We start from the raw sequence: 24226 nt of genomic DNA, 5'->3' as shown, positions 1-24226 counted from the left end.
ACATGGCAGTCCTTATCGACGAAAATACCAAAGTGATCTGTCAGGGCCTCACCGGCTCGCAGGGCACATTTCATACGGAACAGGCCATTGCTTATGGCACCAAGATGGTCGGCGGTGTGACGCCGGGCAAAGGTGGGCAGACGCATTTGGACCTTCCGGTCTTCAACTCGGTTCACGAAGCCAAGCACGTCACCGAAGCCAATGCGTCCGTGATCTATGTTCCGCCGCCCTTCGCAGCGGACTCGATCCTTGAAGCGATCGACGCCGAGATGGAACTGATCGTTTGCATCACCGAGGGTATTCCGGTGCTCGACATGATGCGTGTTCAACGCGCACTAGAAGGCACGGCATCGCGCCTTGTTGGCCCGAATTGCCCCGGTGTCATCACACCCGGTGCCTGTAAAATCGGCATCATGCCCGGTCACATCCACCAGCGCGGCAGCGTGGGCGTTGTGTCCCGCTCGGGTACGTTGACATATGAGGCTGTGAAACAGACTACCGATATCGGTCTGGGCCAGTCGACCGCTGTCGGCATCGGCGGCGACCCCATCAAAGGCACCGAGCATATCGACGTGCTGGACATGTTCCTTGATGATGACGAGACTGAAAGCATCATCATGATCGGCGAGATCGGTGGCTCTGCCGAAGAAGAAGCCGCTGAATTCCTTGCGGATCAGAAGAAAAAAGGTCGCTGGAAGCCGGTTGCTGGCTTCATCGCGGGCCGCACGGCGCCTCCCGGACGTCGCATGGGCCACGCGGGGGCGATTGTCGCTGGTGGCAAAGGCGGTGCCGAGGACAAGATCGAAGCCATGCGTGCCGCAGACATTGTCGTTGCCGACAGCCCCGCCACGCTGGGCGAGGCCGTGCTGGAAGCGATTGGTAAATGATGATGCGGCCAGCAAAAGCCATTACGACAGGTCTCGCCAAGACCTTCGTTATCCGAGAGCGGGCGACAAGGTCTGAGTTTTGGTTTTTTGCTGTGCCGTGGTTCATCTCCATGAGCTTTCTCTATATTTTTGGCTCCCGGTTCTTTGAGACCGGGAGTCAGAAGCTCTTGATGTATGTGTATTTTGTCGTGAACGTTCCTGTGTTCACGGCAGCGGTTCGGAGACTGTTCGACAGCGGCACAATGAAGAGTAGAGCTAGCTATGTGGGCTGGGGGTTGTCTGGATTGTTAGCCGGACCCGTTCTGTACACGTTCTGGAACAACATTGCCCAACGCGACGGCCTGTACTGGATGGTGCCAGTGATGATTTTCTCATCGGTTGGCGGCTTGATCACTATCAGCTTTGTTCTTTCGGCCCCGTCCAAATCAAAAAGCACACTTGAGGTTTCAAAATGACGGAACAATCCCCAAACAACCTTTTCCACGCCTCCAGCTTCATGCAGGGCCACAATGCCGAGTATCTGGAGCAGCTTTATGCGCAGTATGCGCGTGACCCCAACGCGGTGGATGCCGCGTGGCAGGCGTTTTTTGCCGAGCTTGGGGATAATGGTTCTGATGTGACCGCCGAGGCCGCTGGGCCGTCCTGGGCACGCTCTGATTGGCCTCCGATGCCGAGTGGTGATCGGGTTCACGGGCTGGATGGTCAGTGGCCAGAAGAGCCAGAGGTCGAGGCCAAAGCGGCAGGCAAGAAGATTGCGACAAAAGCTGCCGAAACTGGTGTGCAAGTGTCGGACGAAGCCATCAAGCGTGCCGTTCTGGACAGCATCCGCGCACTGATGATCATCCGGGCCTATCGGATCCGGGGGCATCTGGCCGCTGATCTGGACCCGCTGGGGATCGCAGAGAAAAGCGCGCATCCAGAGTTGGACCCTGCGTCTTATGGGTTCACCGAAGCCGACATGGATCGCCCGATTTTCATTGATAACGTGCTGGGGCTGGAAATCGCCTCGATCCGGCAAATCCTCGAGATCGTGAAGCGGACTTATTGCGGCACGTTTGCGCTGCAATACATGCATATCTCAAACCCGGAAGAAGCTGGCTGGCTGAAAGAACGTATCGAAGGGTTCGACAAGGAAATCCGTTTTACGCGGGAAGGTCGAAAAGCCATTCTGAATAAACTGGTCGAGGCCGAGGGCTTCGAGAAATTCCTGCATGTGAAATACATGGGCACCAAACGGTTTGGTCTGGACGGCGGAGAAAGCCTGATCCCCGCGATGGAGCAGATCATCAAGCGCGGCGGCGCGCTGGGCGTCAAAGACATCATCATCGGGATGCCACACCGCGGGCGTCTGTCCGTGCTCGCGAATGTGATGCAAAAACCCTATCAAGCGATCTTCAACGAGTTTCAGGGCGGCAGCTTCAAACCCGAAGATGTCGACGGTTCGGGCGACGTGAAGTACCACTTAGGCGCCAGTTCAGACCGCGAGTTTGATGGCAACACAGTTCACCTGTCGCTGACGGCCAACCCGTCGCACCTTGAGGCCGTGAACCCCGTGGTCCTAGGCAAGGCGCGCGCCAAACAAGAGCAATTGGGCGATGTGAATCGCGATCAAGTTTTGCCAATCCTATTGCACGGTGATGCAGCATTTGCGGGGCAGGGTGTGGTTGCAGAAGGGTTCGGTCTGTCGGGTCTAACGGGTCACAAGACCGGCGGCACGATGCATATCGTGGTCAACAACCAAATCGGGTTTACGACAGCGCCACACTTCTCGCGCTCGTCGCCATATCCAACGGATATCGCCTTGATGGTGGAAGCGCCGATTTTCCACGTAAATGGCGACGATCCCGAAGCCGTAGTCCACGCCGCGCGTGTTGCGACTGAATTCCGCCAGAAGTTCCACAAGGACGTTGTGCTGGATATTTTCTGCTACCGTCGCTTTGGCCATAACGAGGGGGACGAACCGATGTTCACCAACCCCTTGATGTACAAGCGGATCAAGAAACACCCAACAACGCTTCAGATTTATACGGAACGTCTGGTCAAAGATGGATTGATCCCCGCTGGGGAAATCGAGGACCTGAAAGCCTCCTTCCAAGCGCGGATGAACGATGAGTTTGAGGCTGGCAAAGACTATAAGCCAAACAAGGCTGATTGGCTTGATGGCCGTTGGTCGCATCTCGACAAAAAAGCCGAAGAATATCAGCGCGGCCAGACTGCCATCAAAAAAGAGAGCTTTGATGAGGTGGGCAAGGCGCTGTCGACCGCGCCGGACGGCGTGCCTCTGCACAAAACTGTGGGTCGTCTGCTGGATGCGAAGGCCAAAATGTTCGAAACCGGGAAAGGGTTCGATTGGGCGACGGGCGAGGCGCTGGCGTTCGGCTCGTTGCTGACCGAGGGTTTCCCGGTACGTCTGTCCGGTCAGGACTGTACGCGCGGTACGTTCAGCCAACGTCACTCCGGTCTGATCAATCAGGAAACGGAAGAGCGTTACTATCCGCTGAACAACATTCGTGCAGGGCAAGCCCAGTACGAAGTCATCGACTCGATGTTGTCGGAATACGCGGTACTTGGGTTTGAGTATGGCTATTCGCTAGCAGAGCCCAATGCGCTGGTCATGTGGGAAGCGCAGTTTGGCGACTTTGCCAACGGTGCGCAGATCATGTTCGACCAGTTCATTTCGTCTGGCGAAAGCAAATGGCTGCGCATGTCAGGCCTTGTTTGCCTGCTGCCGCACGGGTTTGAAGGGCAGGGGCCGGAACACAGCTCGGCCCGGTTGGAGCGCTTCTTGCAGATGTGTGGCGGCGACAACTGGATCGTGGCGAACTGTACGACGCCTGCGAACTATTTCCACATCCTGCGCCGTCAGCTGCATCGTGGGTATCGCAAACCGCTGATCATGATGACGCCAAAATCGCTGTTGCGTCACAAGCTTTGCGTTTCGACCACCGAGGATTTCACCGAAGGATCGAGCTTCCACCGCGTGCTTTGGGATGACGCGCAGAAAGGCAATTCCGACACCAAGCTGGTGAAGGATGACAAGATCAAGCGCGTGGTAATGTGTTCGGGCAAGGTCTATTTTGACCTGCTGGAAGAACGTGACAAACGTGGCATCACAGATGTTTATTTGATGCGTTTGGAGCAATTCTATCCTTTCCCAGCCATGTCTTGCGTGAAGGAACTTGAACGCTTCAAAAACGCCGAGATCGTCTGGTGTCAGGAAGAACCCAAGAACCAGGGTGCCTGGTCCTTCGTTGAACCGAATATCGAATGGGTGCTGACCCGGATCGGGGCCAAACATACACGGCCCGAATATGTTGGGCGGCAGGCGGCTGCCTCTCCGGCGACGGGTCTGGCCTCATCTCACAAAGCACAACAAGCAGCGCTGGTGGATGCCGCGCTGACCATGGAAGGGAAATAAGCCATGAGCATTGAAGTACGGGTGCCCACACTGGGCGAAAGCGTGACAGAAGCCACCGTTGCCACATGGTTCAAAAAACCGGGTGATGCGGTCGCAGTGGACGAAATGCTGTGCGAGCTGGAAACCGACAAGGTAACAGTTGAGGTGCCATCGCCCGCCGCTGGCACGATGGGCGAAATCGTCGCTGCAGAAGGCGAAACCGTTGGTGTTGACGCGCTGCTCGCGACGATCGGGGAAGGCGAAGGGGCGGCTCCCGCGCCGGCCGCCGCTGCTCCAGCTGCTGCGCCTGCTGCGAGCGACAGTCAGGCTGTAGACGTGATGGTGCCAAGCCTTGGCGAGAGTGTGACCGAAGCGACCGTTTCCAGCTGGTTCAAAAAGGTGGGCGACGCGGTCGCTCAGGATGAAATGCTGTGTGAACTTGAGACAGACAAGGTCTCGGTCGAAGTGCCCGCGCCTGCTGCGGGCGTTCTGTCCGAAATCCTAGCCGCTGAGGGTGCGACTGTTGATGCGTCGGCCAAACTGGCGGTGCTGTCCTCTGGCGGCTCGGTTGCCGCCGCGCCAGCCTCGGCCCCTGCCGCAGCCGCTGCTCCTGCGACGGCTGGTAAGGACGTGGAAGACGCACCATCGGCCAAGAAAGCGATGGCCGAAGCTGGATTGAACCCCGCCGACGTTCAAGGCACGGGCCGTGATGGTCGTGTGATGAAACACGACGTGGCTGCGGCTGCTGCTGCACCTAGGGCTGCGGCTCCTGCACCAGCGGCCACTCCGGCCGCGCCACGTGCCGCTGGGGATGCGTCACGCGAAGAGCGGGTGAAGATGACCCGCTTGCGTCAGACCATCGCGCGCCGTCTGAAAGACAGCCAAAACACTGCCGCCATGCTGACCACCTATAACGAGGTGGACATGACCGAGGTGATGGCACTGCGCAACGAATATAAAGCCGAGTTTGAGAAGAAACACGGCGCGCGTCTGGGCTTCATGTCGTTCTTCACCAAGGCTTGCTGTCATGCGCTGAAAGAAGTGCCCGAAGTGAACGCCGAAATCGACGGCACTGACATCGTTTACAAAAACTATGTGAACATGGGCGTTGCCGCTGGTACGCCAACTGGTCTTGTGGTGCCGGTGATCAACGATGCCGACGCAATGTCGTTCGCCGAGATCGAGAAAGCGATTGCTGAAAAAGGCCGCAAAGCCCGAGACGGCAAGCTGTCGATGGACGAAATGCAGGGCGGCACATTCACCATCTCAAACGGTGGTGTCTACGGCTCGCTCATGTCCTCGCCGATCCTGAACCCGCCGCAATCTGGTATCCTTGGTATGCACAAAATCCAAGACCGCCCGATGGCGATCAACGGAGAGGTTGTGATCCGCCCGATGATGTATCTGGCGCTGAGCTATGACCACCGTATCGTTGACGGCAAAGGCGCTGTGACCTTCCTTGTGCGCGTGAAAGAAGCGCTTGAGGATCCACGTCGGTTGTTGATGGATTTGTAAGGGAGCTCTAGATGCGGAGATCCACCGAGGAAGTCGCTGAAGAATTCCATCGTCTCTATGATATATTGGAGGCATATGTCGATGCGGAGGCACCAGCTCTTGGTGCCACTGCGGGTTGCAAGAAAGAGCAAATGGTTTCGCGGATCGAATATCTGGAAATGGTACATAAGAAGACGCATACCTATTCGCAATTAGCTAAAGGTGTACGTTCCGGACTTGCCGATTGTCGACGCAACCTTCTTGATTTGCAAAAACATGACCCAACCACAGCTACACTGGTTGTCGAAAGATACAATGGAATTGCAGGAAGAGATTTGTGCGATGATCTAGCCCTTTCACCGGGTGAGTAATGTGTTGCAGTATTCTTCATTAGTGATGCGAGATCGGCAGTCGAAGTCGAAAGTAATAAGGAAACCTACCCATGGCAGACTATGACGTAATCATCATCGGCGGCGGCCCGGGCGGCTATGTATGTGCGATCCGTTGCGCCCAGCTTGGCCTGAAAACCGCGTGCGTCGAAGGGCGCGAGACGTTGGGCGGCACCTGCCTGAACGTCGGCTGTATCCCCTCGAAAGCGCTGCTGCATGCGAGCCACAGCCTGCATGAGGCCGAGCACAACTTCGCCAAGATGGGCCTGAAGGGCAAAAGTCCCTCGGTCGATTGGAAGCAGATGTTGGCCTACAAAGACGACGTCATCGGCCAGAACACCAAGGGTGTCGAGTTTTTGTTCAAAAAGAACAAGATCGATTGGATCAAGGGTTGGGCCTCGATCCCGGCGGCTGGTCAGGTGAAGGTGGGCGACGAAGTTCACAACGCGAAGAACATCGTGATCGCGTCAGGGTCCGAACCGTCGAGTCTGCCGGGTGTTGAGGTGGACGAGAAGGTCGTCGTGACCTCGACCGGCGCGCTTGAGCTGTCGAAGGTTCCAAAGAAGATGGTTGTCATCGGTGCGGGCGTTATCGGGCTTGAAATGGGCTCGGTCTATGCGCGTCTGGGGTCAGAGGTGACGGTGGTCGAATTCCTCGACATGATCACGCCGGGGATGGACAAAGACCTTGCCAAGACCTTCCAGCGTTCGCTGAAAAAACAAGGGCTTAAGTTTGTTATGGGCGCGGCGGTTCAGAAGGTCGAAGCGACCAAGACCAAGGCTAAGGTGCATTACAAGCTGCGCAAGAATGACGCCGAGGAGATGCTGGATGCAGACGTGGTGTTGGTTGCCACGGGCCGCCGTCCTTATGTCGAAGGTCTTGGGCTGGACGCGCTTGGCCTCAAGATGACCGAGCGTGGTCAGGTCGCCACCAATCATTGGAAAACCTCTGTTCCGGGCGTCTGGGCTATTGGCGATGTGACCGAAGGCCCGATGCTGGCCCACAAGGCCGAAGACGAGGGCATGGCGGTGGCGGAATCCATCGCCGGTCAAGCAGGCCATGTGAACTACGATGTTATCCCCGGTGTGGTCTATACCGCGCCCGAGGTTGCCACGGTCGGTAAGACCGAAGAGCAACTGAAGGAAGAAGGCCGCGCCTATAAGGTTGGCAAGTTCAGCTTCATGGGCAATGGCCGCGCGAAGGCTGTGTTCCAAGGTGAAGGTTTTGTCAAAATCCTTGCCGACAAGGAAACTGACCGTGTGCTTGGCGTCCATATCATGGGCCCGGCGGCAGGTGAGTTGATCCATGAAGCCTGTGTGCTGATGGAGTTTGGCGGCTCTGCCGAGGATCTGGCTCGCACCTGCCACGCGCACCCCACGTTCTCGGAGGCTGTTCGCGAGGCGGCCCTGGCGTGCGGAGACGGGCCAATCCACTCGTAAAAGCGTGAAACAAGACATCAAAAGGCACGCTTTCGGGCGTGCTTTTTCATTTGTCGGTATGGGCAATCAAAAAAGGGTATCGTCTTGGCCATTAAATTGGAACTCATTCCGACCTCACAACGCCCCGTTTTAGAGCGGATGTTTCAACTGTACCTGCATGACATGTCCGAGTTTTTGGGATGGAGCGTAGGCGCGGATGGGATGTTCGCGCTGCCTGATGGCTTGTTGCCTCCCTACTGGGATAACACGGATCATTGGCCATATTTTGCATACTCAGACGACAACTTGATCGGCTTCTCGTTGGTTCGCGTGGCCCCCAATGCCAAGGGCACGTTGGATATGGGGCAGTTCTTTGTGACCCGCGCTTTCCAGGGAAAAGGGCTGGGCAAGGAACTTTTTCGCCAAACCGTCGCCGCGCATCCAGGTAAATGGCAGGTCAGGGTGCTGGTCCAGAACATCGCTGCGCAGGCGTTTTGGAGGGTGACAATCGAAGATATCGCGCGGTCCACCGTTCAAGTCTCTGATGAGCCCTACGGGGAACATGAAATGACCTACTATCGGTTTGAGGCTGGGTAAGCTAAAAAACTCGATGCGATCGGATTTCTGGAAAGCATCTGGTCTCTGGCAAACCAACAGATCTGTGTGTTGGCGCGATAATCATTTCGCTATAGGTTAATTTGTTTTGTCGGTTACCCACTTGCGACCAGTAGCAATAGCGGCATCGCACGTGTCTAGCGTGATCAGCCAGCTTTCGAAGTGATGTGTGTCGCGGTAGGTCCATTCAGAAGACCATGGCGATAGCGAAAAACTTGCGGCCTCAGCTGCCGGGAAAGTGAGCGCCCTCATTTCTTTGCGATATTCTGAGCCGCCAACATTCAGCGGTGACAAGAATGTTTCAGCCTCACCAATCGGGGCACCTGCGTTGACGGTTGAATCTTGCCCAGAAAGAGTTGTTTGTACCAACACGCCGATTTGAGTGGCTAGATCTGCATCGGGAATTTTCACTTCACCGAACAAGAAGTTGACTTGAGGGGATTGTCGGTCAACACGATGAAAAAATGCGTAGTTTCCAGCGGGCAGTTTGGAACAGGACAATGAGCCATATCGGAATAGAGTTTTAAGTCGGCTAAAGATGCTCACGCCTTGCCCTTTCGATCGACTGGCATCGTTACTTGGGACTAAGTCCATTTCATACCACTATTCAATCCGCCACCAGCATCTTCAATCCCTGTGTCACATCTGTGCGTACCGCCAGGCGCAGGGCGGGTTCATCTCCTGCGGATAGCGCGGATAAGATCATACGGTGGTGACGTTGCAGGTCAGTGCGATGGCGGCGGGCGTAGAGGGCGCGCATGGTAGGGCCGAGCTGAAGCCAAACGGTTTCCGCCACGGCGAGTATCGCGGGGGCCTGTGCGCGCAGGTACAGGGTGCGGTGAAACTCTAGATTTGTGCGCAGATATCCCACGGCATCCTGTTTGGCGACATGTTCGGACACGCGTGCATTAATGGACCTGAGGCGGTCGATTAGCGCCATATGCGCGCGGGGCAGGGCGCGGGCAGCCAGCTCGGGCTCCAACAGCGCGCGCAGGGCGGCCAGCTCCTCGATCCGTTCTGGCGTCAGGTCGGGGGCCGAGACGCGCCCCGAGCTTGACAGCGTCAAAGCCCCCTCTGCGGCTAGTCGGCGAACGGCTTCACGCGCTGGGGTCATAGAGACGTCGTATTCTTTGCCAATCCCGCGGATGGTTAGACTTTGGCCGGGGTCAAGCTCTCCGTGCATGATCCGGGCGCGCAGGCTACGATAGACACGCTCGTGTGCGCTGGTGTTGTCGGGTTGTCGTGGTTGGGCTTGCATATCTAAACTGTGATCACAAATTGGGCGGAGGTCAACAACCCCTTATGCTTACTCACGAAACCGATAGCGATGAAGTTGTGTTCCGTGATCACGAAGCCACTTTCGCGGGGCCTCGTAACCGGGGTAAATGGCATTGACCTGTGACCAGAAGGCGGGCGAGTGGTCCATGTGGACCAAATGCGCGACCTCATGTGCCGCGACGTAGTCCAGCACCTCGGCAGGGGCCAAAATCAAGCGCCAAGAATACATCAGGTTGCCCTCGGAACTGCAGGACCCCCAGCGCGACCGCGTATCACGTAGTGTGAGGCGCCCGAACGAGCGATTGACCTGTGCAGCGTATTTATCGCTGGCCTGCGCCAGTTGATCCCGCGCTGCGCGCTTCAAGAAGGCCTCCAACCGGGCCGCGGTACGGGCTGGATCAGATGATGGAACCAGAATTTGAGCGTCCACGATGCGGGGGGCACGAACAGGGGCCGCGACGATGGGATGCAACCGCCCAAGATATGGGATGCTGTCTCCGATTGAGGGACACAGTGTAGGCGCGGTGTCCGACAGGTGGCCGCGGATCCAATCCGCCCGCGCCTCGGCAAATTCCAGCGCCTCTCGCCGAGAGGCGCCGTAAGGGATCGTCAACGTCACCCGCCCATCCAACTTGGACACTCGCAAAGACATGCGGCGCGCGCGTTGTGACGGACGCAGCGAGACCGCGATTTCAGGTGCTGCGCGAAGGTTTACCTGCTCTACCGCTGTTAAGGCATTCTTCTTATTTGACCAGAACATATCGCCCCTTTACCTTGCGTAGATGCCGCCGGTTCTGTGTGGAACAGGAAAAGCCTTTGACACCCCGGCATACATATGGCAGTTGGCGGCAAATCTCGCACGACTTACAAAGAACGGAAAGGGTTTTACATGCCCAAGGAAGAATGGGGCGTCAAGCGCGTCTGCCCGACAACCGGTAAACGTTTCTATGACCTGAATGCTAACCCGGTGGTCAGCCCATACACGGGCGAGGTTGTGAACCTCGATACCGGCAAAGCTTCGCGGACGATGGTTGCGGACAAAGAAGACAAGGCCGTTATGAAGGACGATCTGGTCGAAGACGCAGACGCCGTTCTTGAAGACGATGATGATACGACGGATGTCGATCTGGGCGATGACGTTCTTGACGATGACGACGACGACGATGTCTCGCTGGATGAGATCGCAGACGTCGCTGCAGAAGACGACGACTAAGCATCGACGAATTTTGGTACGAGGCGCGTTTTTGGACTTGAACCCATACGCGCCTTTGCCTAAATACCGCGCATTGACGGCGGAAACGCTGGCGGAATGGGGCCTTAGCTCAGTTGGTAGAGCGCTTGCATGGCATGCAAGAGGTCAGCGGTTCGACCCCGCTAGGCTCCACCATCCCTCTCTATCTCATTGATATTGAACAAAGTCCTTGTATATGAGGGGCTTAGATGAGTGGCCGTTACAGCGGCGGCTTTGAGACAGATGCTCGGCCACCCCAGATTATACTTCTGAAAAACCACCTATTATCATCGTGCTGCGGTCCCGTTGGGTTTTGTTGCGCCCTCTGCCTTCGCATATGGGTGTTAGCAGAATAGTTGGTTGCTCGGGGCGTAACAATCCTAACTGTTATGGCTGTATTACCAACGGGGTTGCGAACGGACGTCGAGCGATGTTCCCACCCATCCCACCTGCACCGATTGAGGGCAGAAGGGCCGGTTTGGAAGCAGCATTCGCTGCATTAAGTACGTTTTCGTCTTGCGCTCTGGATGTTGGGCCACTGGAGCAGCTGACGAGCGTAAGAAGGGTGCTTGAGTTGGCGGCTTAATACCTGTTCGCAGCTTTCGCCGGATTGTCAGTCGTGAATTATTTGAATGACATCGAGGCCAGCATCAAGCGCGGCCCTAACTCCTTCCTTTGAATCCTCAAAAACCAGGGTGTCATTCGTCTGAAACCCCAAACGCTCTGCAGCCAACACGTAGATATCTGGCGCTGGTTTCGCCGCAACGTTGTCAGAGATTGAGGCGATAAAACCAAAATAGCCCAGCAAGTTGGTCGCAGAGAGCGACGCTGTTGCAACTTCTAACTCAGCGTTTGTTGCGACAGCCATCGGATGTGTTTTTTCAAGTGCTTGAACCAGTTCGGCGGTTTCGTCGATCGAGGTGACTGCAGGACTTAGCTCAATGAAATTCTGAATGCTATTCTTGATCGCGCGTTCAACATCGAACCCATTTGATATCTCGGCCGAAAAAGCCGTGAAGAGCGATCGTCGGTCCAGTCCGGTCCGCGCGAAGTACCAATCGCGTTGCATGTCCTGACCTTGTGCACGAACCGCAGCCTGAAAGGACGTAAGATGTACTTCACTGCTTTCGACGAGCGTGCCGTCGCAATCAAGAATAAGGGCTCGATAACCACCCGCCGTGATCTCTTGGAACCAACTTTTCGATGGCAGCGAACGCTGCGTGCCATTCGTGTGGAAGACACTTTCCATCACTTTTGGCGCGCTGGAGGAACAAAGAGTGGATCAGGCTGGTCTGGCACGCGGTCTTCCTTTTGAAACGCAGTTCAAGTTGCTGGCGGACAGTAAGCAAGCAGGGTTGCACCGCTGCAATCGGTCATCTCAAGCATAGCACGTCAAGATGCAGAGACGATCCTCAAAGTGGTCTGAATGGGAAAAGTTGCTCGGTGCTGATTAGGAATTGTAGTGCCAGTGACGCCAGGAAAGCATTATAAAAGGCACGCCTTTACAACGGCCTATGGGGGAATCATCAATTCCGAAGGGAGGTAAATTATCTTTTTGCTAGGCTAAACTGAAAAACCGAAGCTATCATCACCCTCTATAACCAATTGTTTGGGGGGACTAACATAATGATCAAATTCAGTAATTGGGCCAGCGCATCAGCACTTTCAGTAGTCGTGGCGGCGGGCGCGGCATCCGCCGATGACCTGACATTCTATTGTTCTGCGCAAGAGGATTGGTGCCAGTTGATGGCGAACAGTTTTGAAGACGCAACCGGTATCGACGTCGCAATGACACGCAAATCATCCGGCGAAACCTTTGCACAAATTAAAGCGGAAAGCTCGAACCCGCGTGGCGACGTGTGGTGGGGCGGAACCGGTGACCCCCATCTGCAAGCAGCGGAAGAGGGTTTGACAGCAGAGTACATTTCACCGATGCGCGACCAGTTGCATCCCTGGGCGATTAGTCAAGCGGAAAGTGCTGGCAACAAAACTATCGGAATTTATTCTGGTGCGCTTGGGTACGGATACAACTCAGACCTGCTGGCGGCCAACAATTTGCCGACACCGGAGTGCTGGAAGGATCTTCTGAAGCCTGAATTCAAAGGCCATGTTCAGATGGCCAATCCGAACTCATCGGGCACCGCATACACAACTCTTGCGACGATGGTTCAGCTGTTTGGTGAGGAAGAGGGATTTAAGTTCATGGCCGATCTTCATGCCAACATCAATCAATACACCAAGTCTGGGTCGGCCCCAATCAAGGCCGCTGGCCGAGGGGAAAATACGGTTGGTATTGTGTTTATGCATGATGCGGTCAAGCAAGCCGTCAGCGGGTTCCCGGTTAATGTGGTTGCACCATGCGAAGGCACTGGGTACGAAATCGGGTCCATGTCGATCATCGAAGGCGCTCGGAACATGGAAAGCGCAAAAGCGTTTTACGATTGGGCGCTGTCACCAGAGGCTCAAAACCTCGCTCTGGAGGTCAATGCGTTTCAAGTGCCATCGAATGTAAATGCGAAAACATCCGAAAGCGCGCCGGATATGAGCGCGATCAAGTTGATCGACTATGATTTCCGCACCTACGGATCGTCTGACACGCGTCAGCGTCTCTTGAAAAAGTGGGATGATGAGGTGTCAGTACTGCCTCAGTAAACATGCGTCAGGCTACATCTGATAAAACGGCTAACCCGGTTCTGATCTTTTGGATCATTGCCGGGTTGGTCGGCTTCTTGGTCCTTCCCTGGTATGGGATTGAGGATTTTTTCAGTTTTGAATGGTTGGTCGACGGTTACCCATTCGACGACGATTACGCTCCTGGTCTCTTCCTGATCGGGCAAGGGGAGAAGCTATGGCTGGCTCCTCTGATCGCCCCGTTGCTCGCCCCATTCGCCGTTCTTAATAACCGCAAGTCAGACCCGATCTATGCAAAGGTTCTGATCCTTTCTGGGGCAATCGGTTTTGGTTGGTTGGCTCTGCAAGGCTTTGCCATTGGTATTCGCGGCTGGAATTTCGAATGGGCGGCGGCGTTGTTTGGCGATTTGGGTGATCGGCAATTTGGCATGGGCTACGGCGCGATGGTTTGTGCCGCAGCCTTCCTTTTCGTCTTTACACAGGGCCTTGCTGCCAGGGGGGCCATCAATGGCGATGTATTTGTTGTAAGCTCAATCGGTGGGGTCGTGGTGATTGTCACGGCCTTTGTGTTCTTTCCAATTGCGAAGATGCTAACCGCCGCATTCATCACGCAAGATGGTGGCTATTCTGCTGGGGTCTTCTTTTCCAAGTTTTTTGATGACCGGTTGTGGGGCCTCGCCTGCCTTTCTGGCGGGCGATGTGGCGTTGCATGGAATTCCTTATTCCTTGCCGTGTGCGTTGGCTTTATCACAACCGTCCTTGGGCTGATTTTTGCTTTGGTCGTGACCCGTTCCGGGTTCCGCTTCAAACGTGGTTTGCGTGCTCTGACTGTTCTGCCGATCATCACGCCGCCGTTTGTGATCGGCTTGGCGTTGATCTTGCTGTTCGGTCTATCCGGGACGGTAACCGTCTGGGTCTCTGATCTTTTGGGCATACAACCGACGCGCTGGCTTTATGGGTTGCCGGGTATTCTAATAGCCCAAACATTAGCTTTCACACCGATCGCCTTTTTGGTTTTGATTGGCGTGGTTGAAGGCGTTTCGCCGTCAATGGAAGAGGCCGCGCAGACGCTGCGCGCATCCAAGTGGCAAGTCTTTAAAACCGTTTCTCTGCCGCTCATGCGCCCGGGATTGGCCAATGCATTCTTGCTGGGCTTCATTGAAAGCATGGCGGATTTCGGCAACCCGCTGGTGCTGGGCGGCAACTATGATGTGCTTTCGACAGAGATTTTCTTTGCCATCGTCGGTGCGCAGTACGACCAAGGTCAGGCGGCTGTACTGGCGATGGTTTTGCTGTTTTTCACGCTCGGAGCGTTCTATGCACAGCGCCGCTGGCTGGGCAAAAAAAGTTACACCACGGTTTCCGGGAAAGGCGACAGCGGCGTACATCCAAATATGCCAACAGCACTTTCTGTACCGGTACTGGCTATTGCGATGATCTGGGCTGCGTTCACCGTCGTGATTTATCTGATGATCTTTTATGGCTCGGTTGTTGAACTTTGGGGCGTGAACAACACCCTCACTCTCAAGCACTATGGTACGGCATTTTCGCTTCGATTTGAGGAAGAAGGCATCCGCTGGACCGGTTCGGCATGGGATAGCTTCTGGACCACGCTTAAAATCGCCGGGATCGCAGCGCCTCTGACCGCTGTTGTCGGTCTTATCACGGCCTATTTGCTGACGCGTCAGACCTTTGCCGGCAAAAATGCGTTTGAGTTTGGGACCATGCTATCTTTTGCCATCCCTGGCACAGTTATCGGCGTGAGTTACATTCTGGCGTTCAACGTCCCGCCGATTGAGATCACAGGCACCGGCATCATCCTTGTCGTCAGTTTCATATTCCGCAACATGCCCGTCGGCGTGCGGGCGGGTATTGCCAGCATGTCCCAGTTAGACAAATCACTGGACGAAAGTTCGCTGACTCTTGGCGCAAACTCCTGGCAAACTTTCCGTCGCGTGATTATCCCACTTCTGCGCCCAGCCATACTTGCTGCGTTGGTTTACAGTTTCGTCCGGGCAATGACGGCGATTTCAGCTGTGATTTTCCTCGTCTCCGCTGAATACAATATGGCGACGAGCTATATCATTGGCCGGGTGGAAAATAACGACTACGGCCTAGCGATTGCCTATTCGACCACGCTGATTTTTGTCATGTTGTGTGTTGTTCTGGCGATGCAGCTTATCGTTGGCCGAACAAAGATCGGGCGGCGTATGACGCAGTCTCGCACCAATGTTTAGGGAAACAAAGACATGAGCATCAATGCAAAAGCGGCGCCCGTCAGTTTCCGCAATGTCACCAAAGTTTACGGCAAAGACGTCGTCGCCGTTGACGACATCAACCTTGAAATTGCGGCGGGCAAACTGGTCACGTTGCTGGGCCCGTCAGGCTGCGGGAAGACGACAACCTTGCGAATGATCGCGGGGCTTGAGATTGCCACCCGCGGATCGATTTTTATCGGAGATCAGGATGTAACGTTGTTGCCCGCGACGGATCGCGATGTCTCGATGGTGTTTCAATCCTACGCATTGTTTCCACATATGAGCGTAATGGAGAACGTGTCCTACGGGCTGGAATTTTCAGGCTTTGACAAATCCGAGACCCGAGACCGCGCGCAAAACGGGCTCGATCTTGTTGGGTTGAAAGGCTTTGGCGATCGCCTCCCTTCTGAACTGTCAGGCGGACAACAACAGCGCGTGGCTGTCGCGAGAGCGCTTGTGTTGGAACCTCAGGTGCTACTGTTTGATGAACCATTGTCAAACCTCGATGCGAAGTTGCGTCGGCAGGTTCGCGAAGACATTCGCGACATACAACAAAACCTTGGTTTGACCGTCGTTTACGTCACACATGATCAGGAAGAAGCATTGGCGGTTTCGGACGAGATTGTCGTCATGCGAAATGCGTCTATCGCGCAGGTGGGCCACCCACGCGAGCTTTATGACGCGCCAGCCGACCGGTTCGTTGCAGATTTCATTGGTGAGGCAAACATTCTTCCTTGCGAGATTACCAGCATTCAAGGCGACGTCGCACATATCCGGTTGGGCGATCTGGCGCATCAGCTACCCGCACGCGGACTGCCTCTTGGCCCTGCGAACCTTGCGGTGCGCCCGACGCGGTTTAAGCTCGGTGTTTCAGAGGGTTTGGCAATGAATGTGGCGAAAGCGACCTATGTTGGTAGCCGGATGGAATACACATTGGAAGCTGGCTTTGGTCAAATTTTTGTTGTGAGCGAAGACGTTGATAACCCGTTATCTGCGGGTGCAAATGTGCTTGTAGGACTGGATACCGTTGGTCCGGTTTTGTTGCCGGCAGATTAGGCGTCGAAGGCGGTGTCCGCCATGTGTACCAGCTCGTTAAAAATGCCGGAACTTCCCGCAACAACCCGCCCGCCTTGCGAAATCATATGATCCGCAGACTGTTTTTCAACTCGTCCACCAGCCTCTGAAATGATAAGCTGCCCTGCAAGGCAGTCCCACGCATTCATGTGTTCTTCTATATATCCGATTAACCTTCCAGCAGCCGTATATGCCAGTGAAAGCGCACCAGATGCGTTGCGGTGAAAGACACCGTCCCGCTCCAAAACCATAGAGATCAGTGTCATCGTGTTGGTTTTGCTGGCGCGATTGCAATACCCGGTTCCAATGCTGCCACGATCGATCGACGTATCTGCAGGGCAGATCAGTGGTTGATCATTTAATGTTGCACCGTTGCCCAATACCGCCTGATAAGTTTCATCGTGAATAGGGTCATAGATGACGCCAATCTGTGCCTGATCATCCTTAACGATGGCAATCACAACACACCAAGCTGGGATCGCATTTACGAAGTTTGTGGTCCCATCAATGGGATCAATCACCCAATTGAAACCGGATTTGCTGGGCTTTGGCGCATGTTCTTCGCCAATGATGCCATCTTCGGGAAAGGTTTCCTCAATAAGCTTGCGAATGTGCAATTCAACATTCTGATCCGCTTCAGAGACAAAATCCTGCAGGCCTTTGTCGACAACTTCCAGGCTGCCCACACGACGGAAGTAATCCAGCGCTAGTTCTCCTCCGCTCTTAGCGATCTCTGCGGCGCACTTTGATCTATCGTCCAATTTAACCCTCGTCTTATTCAGTCTCATATTCCTAGAGTGGTCGACGTTCGACCAACATTTCCATCGGGCGCCAACCGTTTACGGGTCGGCGTTCCAGGCTGTTGAATTCAAACTAGCATCCTCCGCCGCCGGGGTCTTGATCAAACTTTCTGTCGATCGCCAGACCAGACAAGTGACAGAACAATAATGTACCCACAGCGCCGTGTCCTACAAAAAACACATCGCCAAGCGAGTGCCCACTCAGGCACGTGTCGACTTCGTTTACAATTCGAGCCTGCGCAGCTAGCGCAGTTTCCCACCCACGGACGCTTTCACTGGGGCGGGCAAAAAACTGATCAGCAACGGCTTCGAATTCTCCGCGCGGCAAGTATCCGGTCGAACTGCGATCATTTTCATGCATCAATTCGCGCACCGTCAGTTTGCAACCAAGGGCATCCGCCAAAGGCCGAGCTGTTTCAATCGCTTTGGTCTCACCACTGCTGATGATGGTCGTGGTGCCAACCAGAGCATTGGAACGAGCAAGTGTAGTCACGCGACGTTGCCCCAAATCGCTCAGCGACCAGTCGGTTATATCTTTGGCAGGGTCGATCTGCACTTGCGGATGCGAAAGGTACCTAATTCTCTGCAGCATGCCAGTAGTGTTCCATGTACAGGCAAAACAAGAAAGCCTTTCGGCCGCCTGTAAGCGTATTGTATCCCAAGAGCGAAGATACCTTCTGGCTCAAGACGAATGATTACGGTGAAGCAGTGCGCGCCGTTGGGATTGCAGCTGCCGAAGTTGTTCGGAGGTCTGAACAACACAGACGACAGCAACGGGGCCCAGCGCAGCAAGAGCTTACCCCCGAGCAACTGAAGCTCGTCCATGACGTGTACTACCGCCACCTGTTGGAAGAAGATCAAGAGATACGCGTGGATGCGATTGTTGGGAACAACGCGGCTAAGTCATTCGATGGGGTTGTAGAGCTGAACGACGATCTAATAGTCGTGATCGGGTATTAGTATGCCCGCGGAGAGAGCGACGCGTTCTTCCGGAGTGAAGCCGAAGAAGTGTTGACGTGAGTCGAGGACGGCACAGAGCTGCACCCGCTGACCTGAGCCCCACCCCCCCGCACCTCACGGAGAATTCCTGGGGTTGGTTTGATGGCCCTCGGCGGCCAGTTGGTGTTGTAGTCCTCGCGCCATTTTTCCGGCGTTGATCGGGCTGCTGCTAATGAGCCGAAGAGTGTTTTGTCCACGGATTCATCTCGAAGCATTGCACTGTCGAGCATTTGCTCGGCCAGCAGCTTCTTTAGCTTTGCGTTTTCGGCGCGAGCGCCCGGAGCTTCTTCCCAGCCGCCGGTTCCATCCCACCATATTTGCTCTTGTCTTTGCAGAAGGTCCTTTGGCTGACCCCCAAGCGCCCGAACACGTCAGCCGTCTTCCCGCCAGCTTCCTACTCTTTGATCATCTGGATGATCTGTTCGTCAGTGAATCTAGTCTTCATTGGTCCGTCTTGATTTTAGCCGGAATCGACACAGAACTGGAGGAAATTCAGAGGCTCAGGACAGAATTCCGACAGTGGCGTGCATAACGCTCTCCACATACTGTTTGACAATGAAGGATAGTTCACGACCTCCAGCACGCATTACATAATGGGGCCGTGCGTGTTCTAGCCATTGTCCGTGGCATTACTCGTCACCTCACGAGAAACTCATTGATTTGGGTATGCAGGTATGCGCCTGGTTTTAGTATACTCAACGGCAATTTTGGTAACTTCAATGCTATACGCCTCCAACGATGTACGATGAGCGAACGGAGGGCAGCACGGATAAGGGACGGTTCGTTCGCAGTGTCAAGCTGGCTGAACTCGTCTAGCGCGGCGGATAGGTCCAAGATGTCTTGCTGCAATTCAGGCTGAAGTATTTTTGCACAGATCCAGTCAGGGATCCGCGGCGTTGCATCTGAAAAACAGACTAGGTCGCGGGTTGGATCAGGCGGTGTGGCCCCTAGAAACGTGTTGGGAGCGATCTGAATGAAGCCCTCGTCGGTCAACTCAGTCGGCATACACGACGGTCCGCCGGGGACTGAAATTACCAGATACCATTTGGCGGGCACCGGGACGTCGGGACCGTAAACCCGATCCACCACCGCAAGAGTCTGTTCGCGACCGTAGTCCGTCAGGGCGTGGTGCGATCCGCGCCCGACACGTTCGCTGGTGATCCATCCGTCCTTGCGAAGCCGGTGCAGGGCCACGCGGGTGGCCTCGGGTCGGATGCCCATAGCCCCCATCAGAGCGCCGAGCGTGGTGCCGGATACGGTTTCTCCGGGCGCGCGCGCCATATCGCCCATGATTGTGACGATCACTGACCAGACACGCAGGTCTCCGGCGCCCTTCAGGCGATTGATGAATGCTTGCGCATCCTCGGAGGCTGCCTGGCTATCCATCGTCAATAGGCGTTCATTGTCAAAAGTTCATACTCCGCGACCAGTTCGGCGTCTTGATTGGTCAGTGTCACGTGCCAGCGCACCTCGCCATAGTCGTCCGTGCGGCGGGTTTTGGCTTTGACGGTCAGGCGAACGCTTATCGTATCGCCAGCCTCGACGGGTTTCATGAAGCGCAGGTTGTCCAACCCAGTATTGGCCAGAACCGGTCCTTCGTTTGGTTCTACGAAAAGACCAGCTGCGAAGGACAGCAGCAGATAGCCGTGGGCCACGCGGTCCGGGAAGAACGGGTTCCGTTTCGCGGCTTCGCTATCCATGTGGGCGTAAAATGTGTCGCCGGTGAAATGGGCGAACTTCTCGATGTCGTCCAAGGTGATTTCGCGCGATGATGTGTGTAGCGTCTCGCCAATCGACAGCTCGCCAAATTTGCGCGTGAACGGATGTGCAGAAGCTTCGATCTCGGCCGCGCCGGGCACCCAGCGATCGCTGATCGAGGTCAAGATGTCTGGGCTGCCTTGAATGGCGGTGCGTTGCATATAATGCAGAACGCCGCGCACGCCGCCCATTTCCTCGCCACCGCCAGCTCGACCGGGGCCGCCATGGACCATGTGGGGCAGGGGCGAGCCGTGGCCAGTGCTTTCCTTCATCGACGTGGCGTTGTTGAAGTATAGCCGCCCGTGGAACGCGCCTGCGCCCATGGCAACTTCGCGGGCCACGTCGCCTGAACCTGTGATGACCGAGGCGACCAGCGAGCCTTCGCCTTTGTTCGCAAGTTCGATGGCGTGGGCGATGTCGCGATATCCCATGATGGTCGAGACGGGTCCGAAGGCTTCCGTTGCATGTACGATGGTGGCGGTGTCGGGTGTTTCGCAGTGGAACAGCATGGGTTTTACGAAGGCGCCCAGATCCACGTCACCCGCGAAGTCGCTGTCGTCAGGGTTGCCGTAAACCAGCGTGCTTTCGGTTCCAATCGCGGCGGCTTTTTCCAACACATCCGCTTTTTGACCAGCCGAGACGAGCGCGCCCATTTGCACTCCGTCAGTACGCGGGTCACCGATGACCGTCTTGTCCAACCGGGCCGAGAGCGTCTTGATCACGTTTGCGACCTGAGCCTCGGGTGCGATAATGCGGCGGATAGCGGTACATTTCTGACCGGCCTTCGTGGTCATTTCGCAGTGTATCTCTTTGATGAAGAGATCAAATTCCGGGGCGTCCGGGGTCACATCCGGCCCCAAGATCGACGCGTTAAGGCTGTCCTGCTCAGCTACGAAACGCACGGAGTTCTTCAGGATATTCGGGTTCGAGCGCAGTGTTGACGCGGTCTGCGCCGAGCCTGTGAAGCTGACGATGTCCTGCGGGCCAAGTCGGTCCAAAAGGTCGCCCGTGCCGCCGGAAATCAGTTGCAACGCGCCTTCCGGAAGTATGCCGCTGTCCAGCATGATCCGTACGGCGGCTTCGGTTACATAACTGGTCGCGGTGGCGGGTTTTACGATGGCCGGCACCCCAGCCAGTAACGTCGGCGCGAGCTTTTCGAGCATTCCCCAAACCGGGAAGTTGAACGCATTGATATGTACGGCTACGCCCTGCAGCGGCGTTGCGATGTGCATGCCAAGGAAGGTGCCATTGCGGCTGAGCTGCTCAATCTCGCCATCAATATAGACCTTACCATCCGGCATCTCACGACGACCTTTGGAGGCGAAGACGAACATCGTGCCCACACCGCCATCAATGTCGATCACATGGTCCGATTGCGTGGCGCCCGTGTTGAAGCTGAGGTCATAAAGCGCCTGTTTGTGCTGCCCCAAATCCATCGCCAATGCCTTCAGCATCTTGGCGCGATCGTGAAAGCCCATCTTGCGCAAGGCAGGTCCGCCCACATTGCGCGCGTAGTTGATCATCGCCTGCATATCCAGATCCGCGCCGCCAGCTTCGGCTATCTGTGCACCTGTTATGGCCGAGGCGATGGGGCGGGCGTTTTTACCGGGAGCGACCCATCGGCCTGCGGCAAAACTGGAGACTTTCATCACGGTCATACTCTGTCCTTAATCGAATACGGTGGGGCTGCGTTTACGGCGCGCTCAGACCCAGTTTGTTCAGCGTAGCGGCTGCAATGGCTTCCCATTCCTCGCGCAGCTCCGCGTTGGTTGAATGACGCAACCCAAACGCCTTTAAGTGACCTGCGCGGGTTGAGATGTCTTTTCCGAAACTCGCGGCAACCCGCGGCCACCAATAAAGGATGCTGGCTTGCAACTCGGCTTTGTCGATACCCGTTTCGATCAACCGCTCAATACCTTCGACAGCAAGTTCGGCGTGGCGGGCCTCGACCGGTGCGATGGCGCGGAAGGCCTCGGCCAAAGGCGCATAGGACACGCGTTTGAATTCGCTCATTTGCACGCCCACAGCCAGCCCCATAAGCAGGTTCATGACCACAGCATCCGCCCAACCCAGTATGGGGTAGTTGAAGACCGACAGACGCATGTCCGTATCCGTGCGCGAGGTGCCGATATCGGCGTCGCGGTCCAGACGATCTGTCCACGGGTGGTGGTTGGCATAGCGCACAGTGTTGGCGCCGAAATCGCCCATGATCGACAGAACTTTGTCGGCGTTGTCCGTCTTTTCCAACACGATCTTGGCCGCTGCGATGCGTTCCTTGATGCCCGGGCCTTCGTTGATGATATCAGCGAAGCCTGCGGCCCCAGCCAAGGCGCTGTCCACGAAAGTGGCCATCAGGCGCATCAGTTCTGCGCGGTATCGCGCCGGAACGTTTTCGGGATTGGTCAGCACGCCCCCTTGGGCGAGATAGTCAGTGATACTCATCTCGGTCATGGTGGGCTCCCTATTGGTCGTAGTCGACGATGACTTTGCCCGAACGGACATAGGACTGGCAGGACAGGACATAGCCCTTCTCGACCTCGTAATCTTCAAGTGCGTGGTTGGCGATCATGTCAACGTCGCCCTCGATCACCTTGCAGCGACAGGTCGAACAGACGCCGGCTTTGCAGGCGAAAGGCGCATCCATATCGTTGGCGAGGGCCGCGTCAAGGATCGAGGTCTCGCCATCCATGCTGATAGTGCGGCTGGCGCCATCCATCGAGATCACGGCTTCGACGCCGTCTTTTGTTGCGGTCGATGTGCGGGTTGCTTTCTTTGTCGCCCGGCCGGGTTGCGAAGAAGCAAACAGTTCAAATTTGATCTGCGCATCAGTCAATCCGTGGTTACGCAGCGCTTTGGCGATGCCCAGTATCATCGGCTCTGGCCCGCAGATGAAGGCTGTATCTACTGATTTAATATCGATCCAGCTATTGAACAGCTGCGCGCATTTCGCCTCGTCCACCAATCCTGTGAACAGATCAATGTCCTGTGCGTCGCTTTCCAGAATATGGATTACGTTGAAGCGGCCTATGTGGCGGTTCTTGAGGTCTTCCAGCTCCTCGCGGAACATGATCGTCGTAACGGCCTTGTTGGCATAGACCAGTGTGAACTGGGCATCTGGTTCGCGCGCAAGCGTGGTCTTGATGATAGAAAGTACAGGCGTGATGCCCGACCCACCGGCAAAACCCAAATAGTGGCGGTCAGTGTCCGGGGCGATCGGCACGAAGAAATTGCCCATCGGAGACATGGCTTCGATCGTGTCGCCTTGTTTCAGGTCCTCATTGGCCCATGTGGAAAACGCCCCACCATCGACCCGCTTGATGCCAACTTGCAACTTGCCGTCATCCAGACCCGAACAGATCGAGTATGACCGGCGCAGTTCCTGTCCTTCGAAATCACGGCGGAACGTGATGTATTGGCCTTGAGTGTAGTCAAATGCGTGTGGCTCGTCTGGGGTGAGCGTCACAACAACGGCGTCTCGGATGGTTTTCTGGATATCGGTCACGGTCAGGTTGTGGAAGCGCGCCATAGTTCTCTCCTAGATGCACTTGAAATAATCAAACGGTTCAAGGCAGTCGCGGCAGCGCCAGAGTGCCTTGCAGGGCGTCGAGCCAAACTGGCTGGTGCGTTCCAGATCATGGCGACCGCAATTGGGGCAGCGTTCTGGTTCGCCCTTGGGCGAAGGCGGGGCGATGCCAAATTGCTCTAACGCCGCTTTGCCTTTGTCCGACAGCCAATCAGTGGTCCACGGGGGGGACAATTGCTGTGTAAGCGTCAGTTTTTCGATCCCGCGGTCGCGCAACGCGGTTTCGATGTCGATGTTGATCACAGAGGTGGCCGGGCAACCGGAATACGTGGGCGTGACGGCGACAGTCAGCTCGTTGCCCTGCCATCGAACATCTCGGATGATGCCAAGATCGACCAGCGAGATCACTGGGATTTCGGGGTCGGGCACCTGATCCAGCCAATCCCAGATCGTATCAACTGACGGTTGACCCAT

The 24226-nt window shown here is 55.8% G+C and carries 23 protein-coding genes, 1 tRNA gene and 1 pseudogene; 13 read left to right on the top strand and 12 right to left on the bottom strand.

All coding sequences use genetic code 11. The annotated features are described in order from the left end of the window. Positions 1-2: 2 nt before the first annotated feature. From sucD to V6N04_RS00735, 7 genes are all read left to right on the top strand, one after another. Positions 3-887, top strand: a complete 885-nt coding sequence (gene sucD / locus V6N04_RS00765; protein WP_371168202.1) for a succinate--CoA ligase subunit alpha — start codon at positions 3-5, stop codon at positions 885-887. Then, positions 884-1342, top strand: a complete 459-nt coding sequence (locus V6N04_RS00760; RefSeq protein ID WP_371168201.1) for a DUF805 domain-containing protein — start codon at positions 884-886, stop codon at positions 1340-1342. The genes sucD and V6N04_RS00760 overlap by 4 nt, the downstream gene beginning before the upstream one ends. Further along, positions 1339-4305 carry a 2-oxoglutarate dehydrogenase E1 component gene (locus V6N04_RS00755; RefSeq protein WP_371168200.1) on the top strand — a complete coding sequence of 989 codons (2967 nt, stop codon included), beginning with the start codon at positions 1339-1341 and terminating at the stop codon, positions 4303-4305. Before V6N04_RS00760 ends, V6N04_RS00755 begins: the two co-directional genes overlap by 4 nt. A 3-nt stretch (positions 4306-4308) precedes the next feature. Further along, on the top strand, positions 4309-5799 hold the full coding sequence (gene odhB, locus V6N04_RS00750) for a 2-oxoglutarate dehydrogenase complex dihydrolipoyllysine-residue succinyltransferase (protein WP_371168199.1): 1491 nt from the start codon (positions 4309-4311) through the stop codon (positions 5797-5799). A gap of 11 nt (positions 5800-5810) precedes the next feature. After that, positions 5811-6149, top strand: coding sequence for a hypothetical protein (locus V6N04_RS00745; protein ID WP_371168198.1), 339 nt, complete (start codon positions 5811-5813; stop codon positions 6147-6149). Between the two features lie 71 nt (positions 6150-6220). Further along, positions 6221-7606, top strand: a complete 1386-nt coding sequence (gene lpdA / locus V6N04_RS00740; RefSeq protein WP_371168197.1) for a dihydrolipoyl dehydrogenase — start codon at positions 6221-6223, stop codon at positions 7604-7606. Between the two features lie 84 nt (positions 7607-7690). Next, positions 7691-8182 carry a GNAT family N-acetyltransferase gene (locus V6N04_RS00735; protein WP_371168196.1) on the top strand — a complete coding sequence of 164 codons (492 nt, stop codon included), beginning with the start codon at positions 7691-7693 and terminating at the stop codon, positions 8180-8182. Between the two features lie 96 nt (positions 8183-8278). On the opposite strand, the gene V6N04_RS00730 is transcribed toward V6N04_RS00735, so the two are convergent. From V6N04_RS00730 to V6N04_RS00720, 3 genes are all read right to left on the bottom strand, one after another. Further along, complete coding sequence (locus tag V6N04_RS00730; protein ID WP_371168195.1) at positions 8279-8746, bottom strand: hypothetical protein; 468 nt, start codon at positions 8744-8746, stop codon at positions 8279-8281. Between the two features lie 61 nt (positions 8747-8807). Beyond that, positions 8808-9458 carry a GntR family transcriptional regulator gene (locus V6N04_RS00725; RefSeq protein WP_371168194.1) on the bottom strand — a complete coding sequence of 217 codons (651 nt, stop codon included), beginning with the start codon at positions 9456-9458 and terminating at the stop codon, positions 8808-8810. A 48-nt stretch (positions 9459-9506) separates the two neighbouring features. After that, entirely contained in the window at positions 9507-10238 is a 732-nt protein-coding gene (locus tag V6N04_RS00720) for a M48 family metallopeptidase (RefSeq protein WP_371168193.1), read from the bottom strand. A 129-nt stretch (positions 10239-10367) separates the two neighbouring features. Here V6N04_RS00720 and V6N04_RS00715 point away from each other — a divergent pair, with 129 nt between their 5' ends. Together V6N04_RS00715 and V6N04_RS00710 are read left to right on the top strand one after the other, a co-directional pair. Continuing rightward, entirely contained in the window at positions 10368-10691 is a 324-nt protein-coding gene (locus V6N04_RS00715; RefSeq protein WP_371168192.1) for a TIGR02300 family protein, read from the top strand. A gap of 98 nt (positions 10692-10789) precedes the next feature. Beyond that, positions 10790-10865, top strand: a tRNA-Ala gene (locus V6N04_RS00710). A gap of 457 nt (positions 10866-11322) precedes the next feature. Here the strand turns inward: V6N04_RS00710 and V6N04_RS00705 are convergent. Continuing rightward, on the bottom strand, positions 11323-11958 hold the full coding sequence (locus tag V6N04_RS00705; RefSeq protein WP_371168619.1) for an HAD family hydrolase: 636 nt from the start codon (positions 11956-11958) through the stop codon (positions 11323-11325). Between the two features lie 377 nt (positions 11959-12335). Here V6N04_RS00705 and V6N04_RS00700 point away from each other — a divergent pair, with 377 nt between their 5' ends. Genes V6N04_RS00700 through V6N04_RS00690 form a run of 3 tightly spaced genes read left to right on the top strand, consistent with a single transcriptional unit; the run spans position 12336 to position 16654 of the window. Continuing rightward, on the top strand, positions 12336-13361 hold the full coding sequence (locus tag V6N04_RS00700; protein ID WP_371168191.1) for an ABC transporter substrate-binding protein: 1026 nt from the start codon (positions 12336-12338) through the stop codon (positions 13359-13361). Between the two features lie 2 nt (positions 13362-13363). Beyond that, entirely contained in the window at positions 13364-15577 is a 2214-nt protein-coding gene (locus tag V6N04_RS00695; protein WP_371168190.1) for an ABC transporter permease, read from the top strand. Positions 15578-15589: 12 nt separating this feature from the next. Then, positions 15590-16654, top strand: a complete 1065-nt coding sequence (locus V6N04_RS00690) for an ABC transporter ATP-binding protein (protein WP_371168189.1) — start codon at positions 15590-15592, stop codon at positions 16652-16654. On the opposite strand, the gene V6N04_RS00685 is transcribed toward V6N04_RS00690, so the two are convergent. After that, complete coding sequence (locus V6N04_RS00685) at positions 16651-17433, bottom strand: inositol monophosphatase family protein (RefSeq protein WP_371168188.1); 783 nt, start codon at positions 17431-17433, stop codon at positions 16651-16653. The two genes, V6N04_RS00690 and V6N04_RS00685, sit on opposite strands and share 4 nt — an antisense overlap. Before the next feature lie 112 nt (positions 17434-17545). Beyond that, entirely contained in the window at positions 17546-18064 is a 519-nt protein-coding gene (locus V6N04_RS00680) for a histidine phosphatase family protein (RefSeq protein ID WP_371168187.1), read from the bottom strand. A 14-nt stretch (positions 18065-18078) separates the two neighbouring features. On the opposite strand from V6N04_RS00680, the gene V6N04_RS00675 reads away from it, so the two are divergent. After that, complete coding sequence (locus V6N04_RS00675; protein ID WP_371168186.1) at positions 18079-18432, top strand: hypothetical protein; 354 nt, start codon at positions 18079-18081, stop codon at positions 18430-18432. A gap of 242 nt (positions 18433-18674) precedes the next feature. On the opposite strand, the pseudogene V6N04_RS00670 reads toward V6N04_RS00675, so the two are convergent. The 6 genes and pseudogenes from V6N04_RS00670 to paaD form a co-directional block, all read right to left on the bottom strand. Then, positions 18675-18916, bottom strand: a pseudogene (locus V6N04_RS00670) (transposase); the annotation flags it as partial. Between the two features lie 191 nt (positions 18917-19107). Further along, complete coding sequence (locus V6N04_RS00665; RefSeq protein ID WP_371168618.1) at positions 19108-19857, bottom strand: PaaX family transcriptional regulator; 750 nt, start codon at positions 19855-19857, stop codon at positions 19108-19110. 2 nt (positions 19858-19859) lie between these two features. Beyond that, a complete protein-coding gene (paaZ, locus tag V6N04_RS00660; protein ID WP_371168185.1) occupies positions 19860-21887 on the bottom strand; it encodes a phenylacetic acid degradation bifunctional protein PaaZ in 2028 nt (675 codons plus the stop codon). Positions 21888-21921: 34 nt separating this feature from the next. Beyond that, a complete protein-coding gene (locus V6N04_RS00655) occupies positions 21922-22680 on the bottom strand; it encodes a Phenylacetic acid catabolic protein (RefSeq protein ID WP_371168184.1) in 759 nt (252 codons plus the stop codon). A gap of 10 nt (positions 22681-22690) precedes the next feature. Next, the gene (locus tag V6N04_RS00650) at positions 22691-23755 is read right to left on the bottom strand and encodes a 2Fe-2S iron-sulfur cluster-binding protein (RefSeq protein WP_371168183.1); all 1065 of its coding nucleotides are present in this window, start codon (positions 23753-23755) and stop codon (positions 22691-22693) included. 9 nt (positions 23756-23764) lie between these two features. Beyond that, positions 23765-24226, bottom strand: a complete 462-nt coding sequence (paaD, locus tag V6N04_RS00645) for a 1,2-phenylacetyl-CoA epoxidase subunit PaaD (RefSeq protein ID WP_371168182.1) — start codon at positions 24224-24226, stop codon at positions 23765-23767.

The sequence above is a fragment of the Aliiroseovarius conchicola genome (genome assembly GCF_041403445.1).
Taxonomy (GTDB): Bacteria; Pseudomonadota; Alphaproteobacteria; order Rhodobacterales; family Rhodobacteraceae; genus Aliiroseovarius; species Aliiroseovarius conchicola.
The sequence above is the reverse complement of the archived record's forward strand: the minus strand, read 5'-3'. Positions and strand labels throughout refer to the sequence as shown.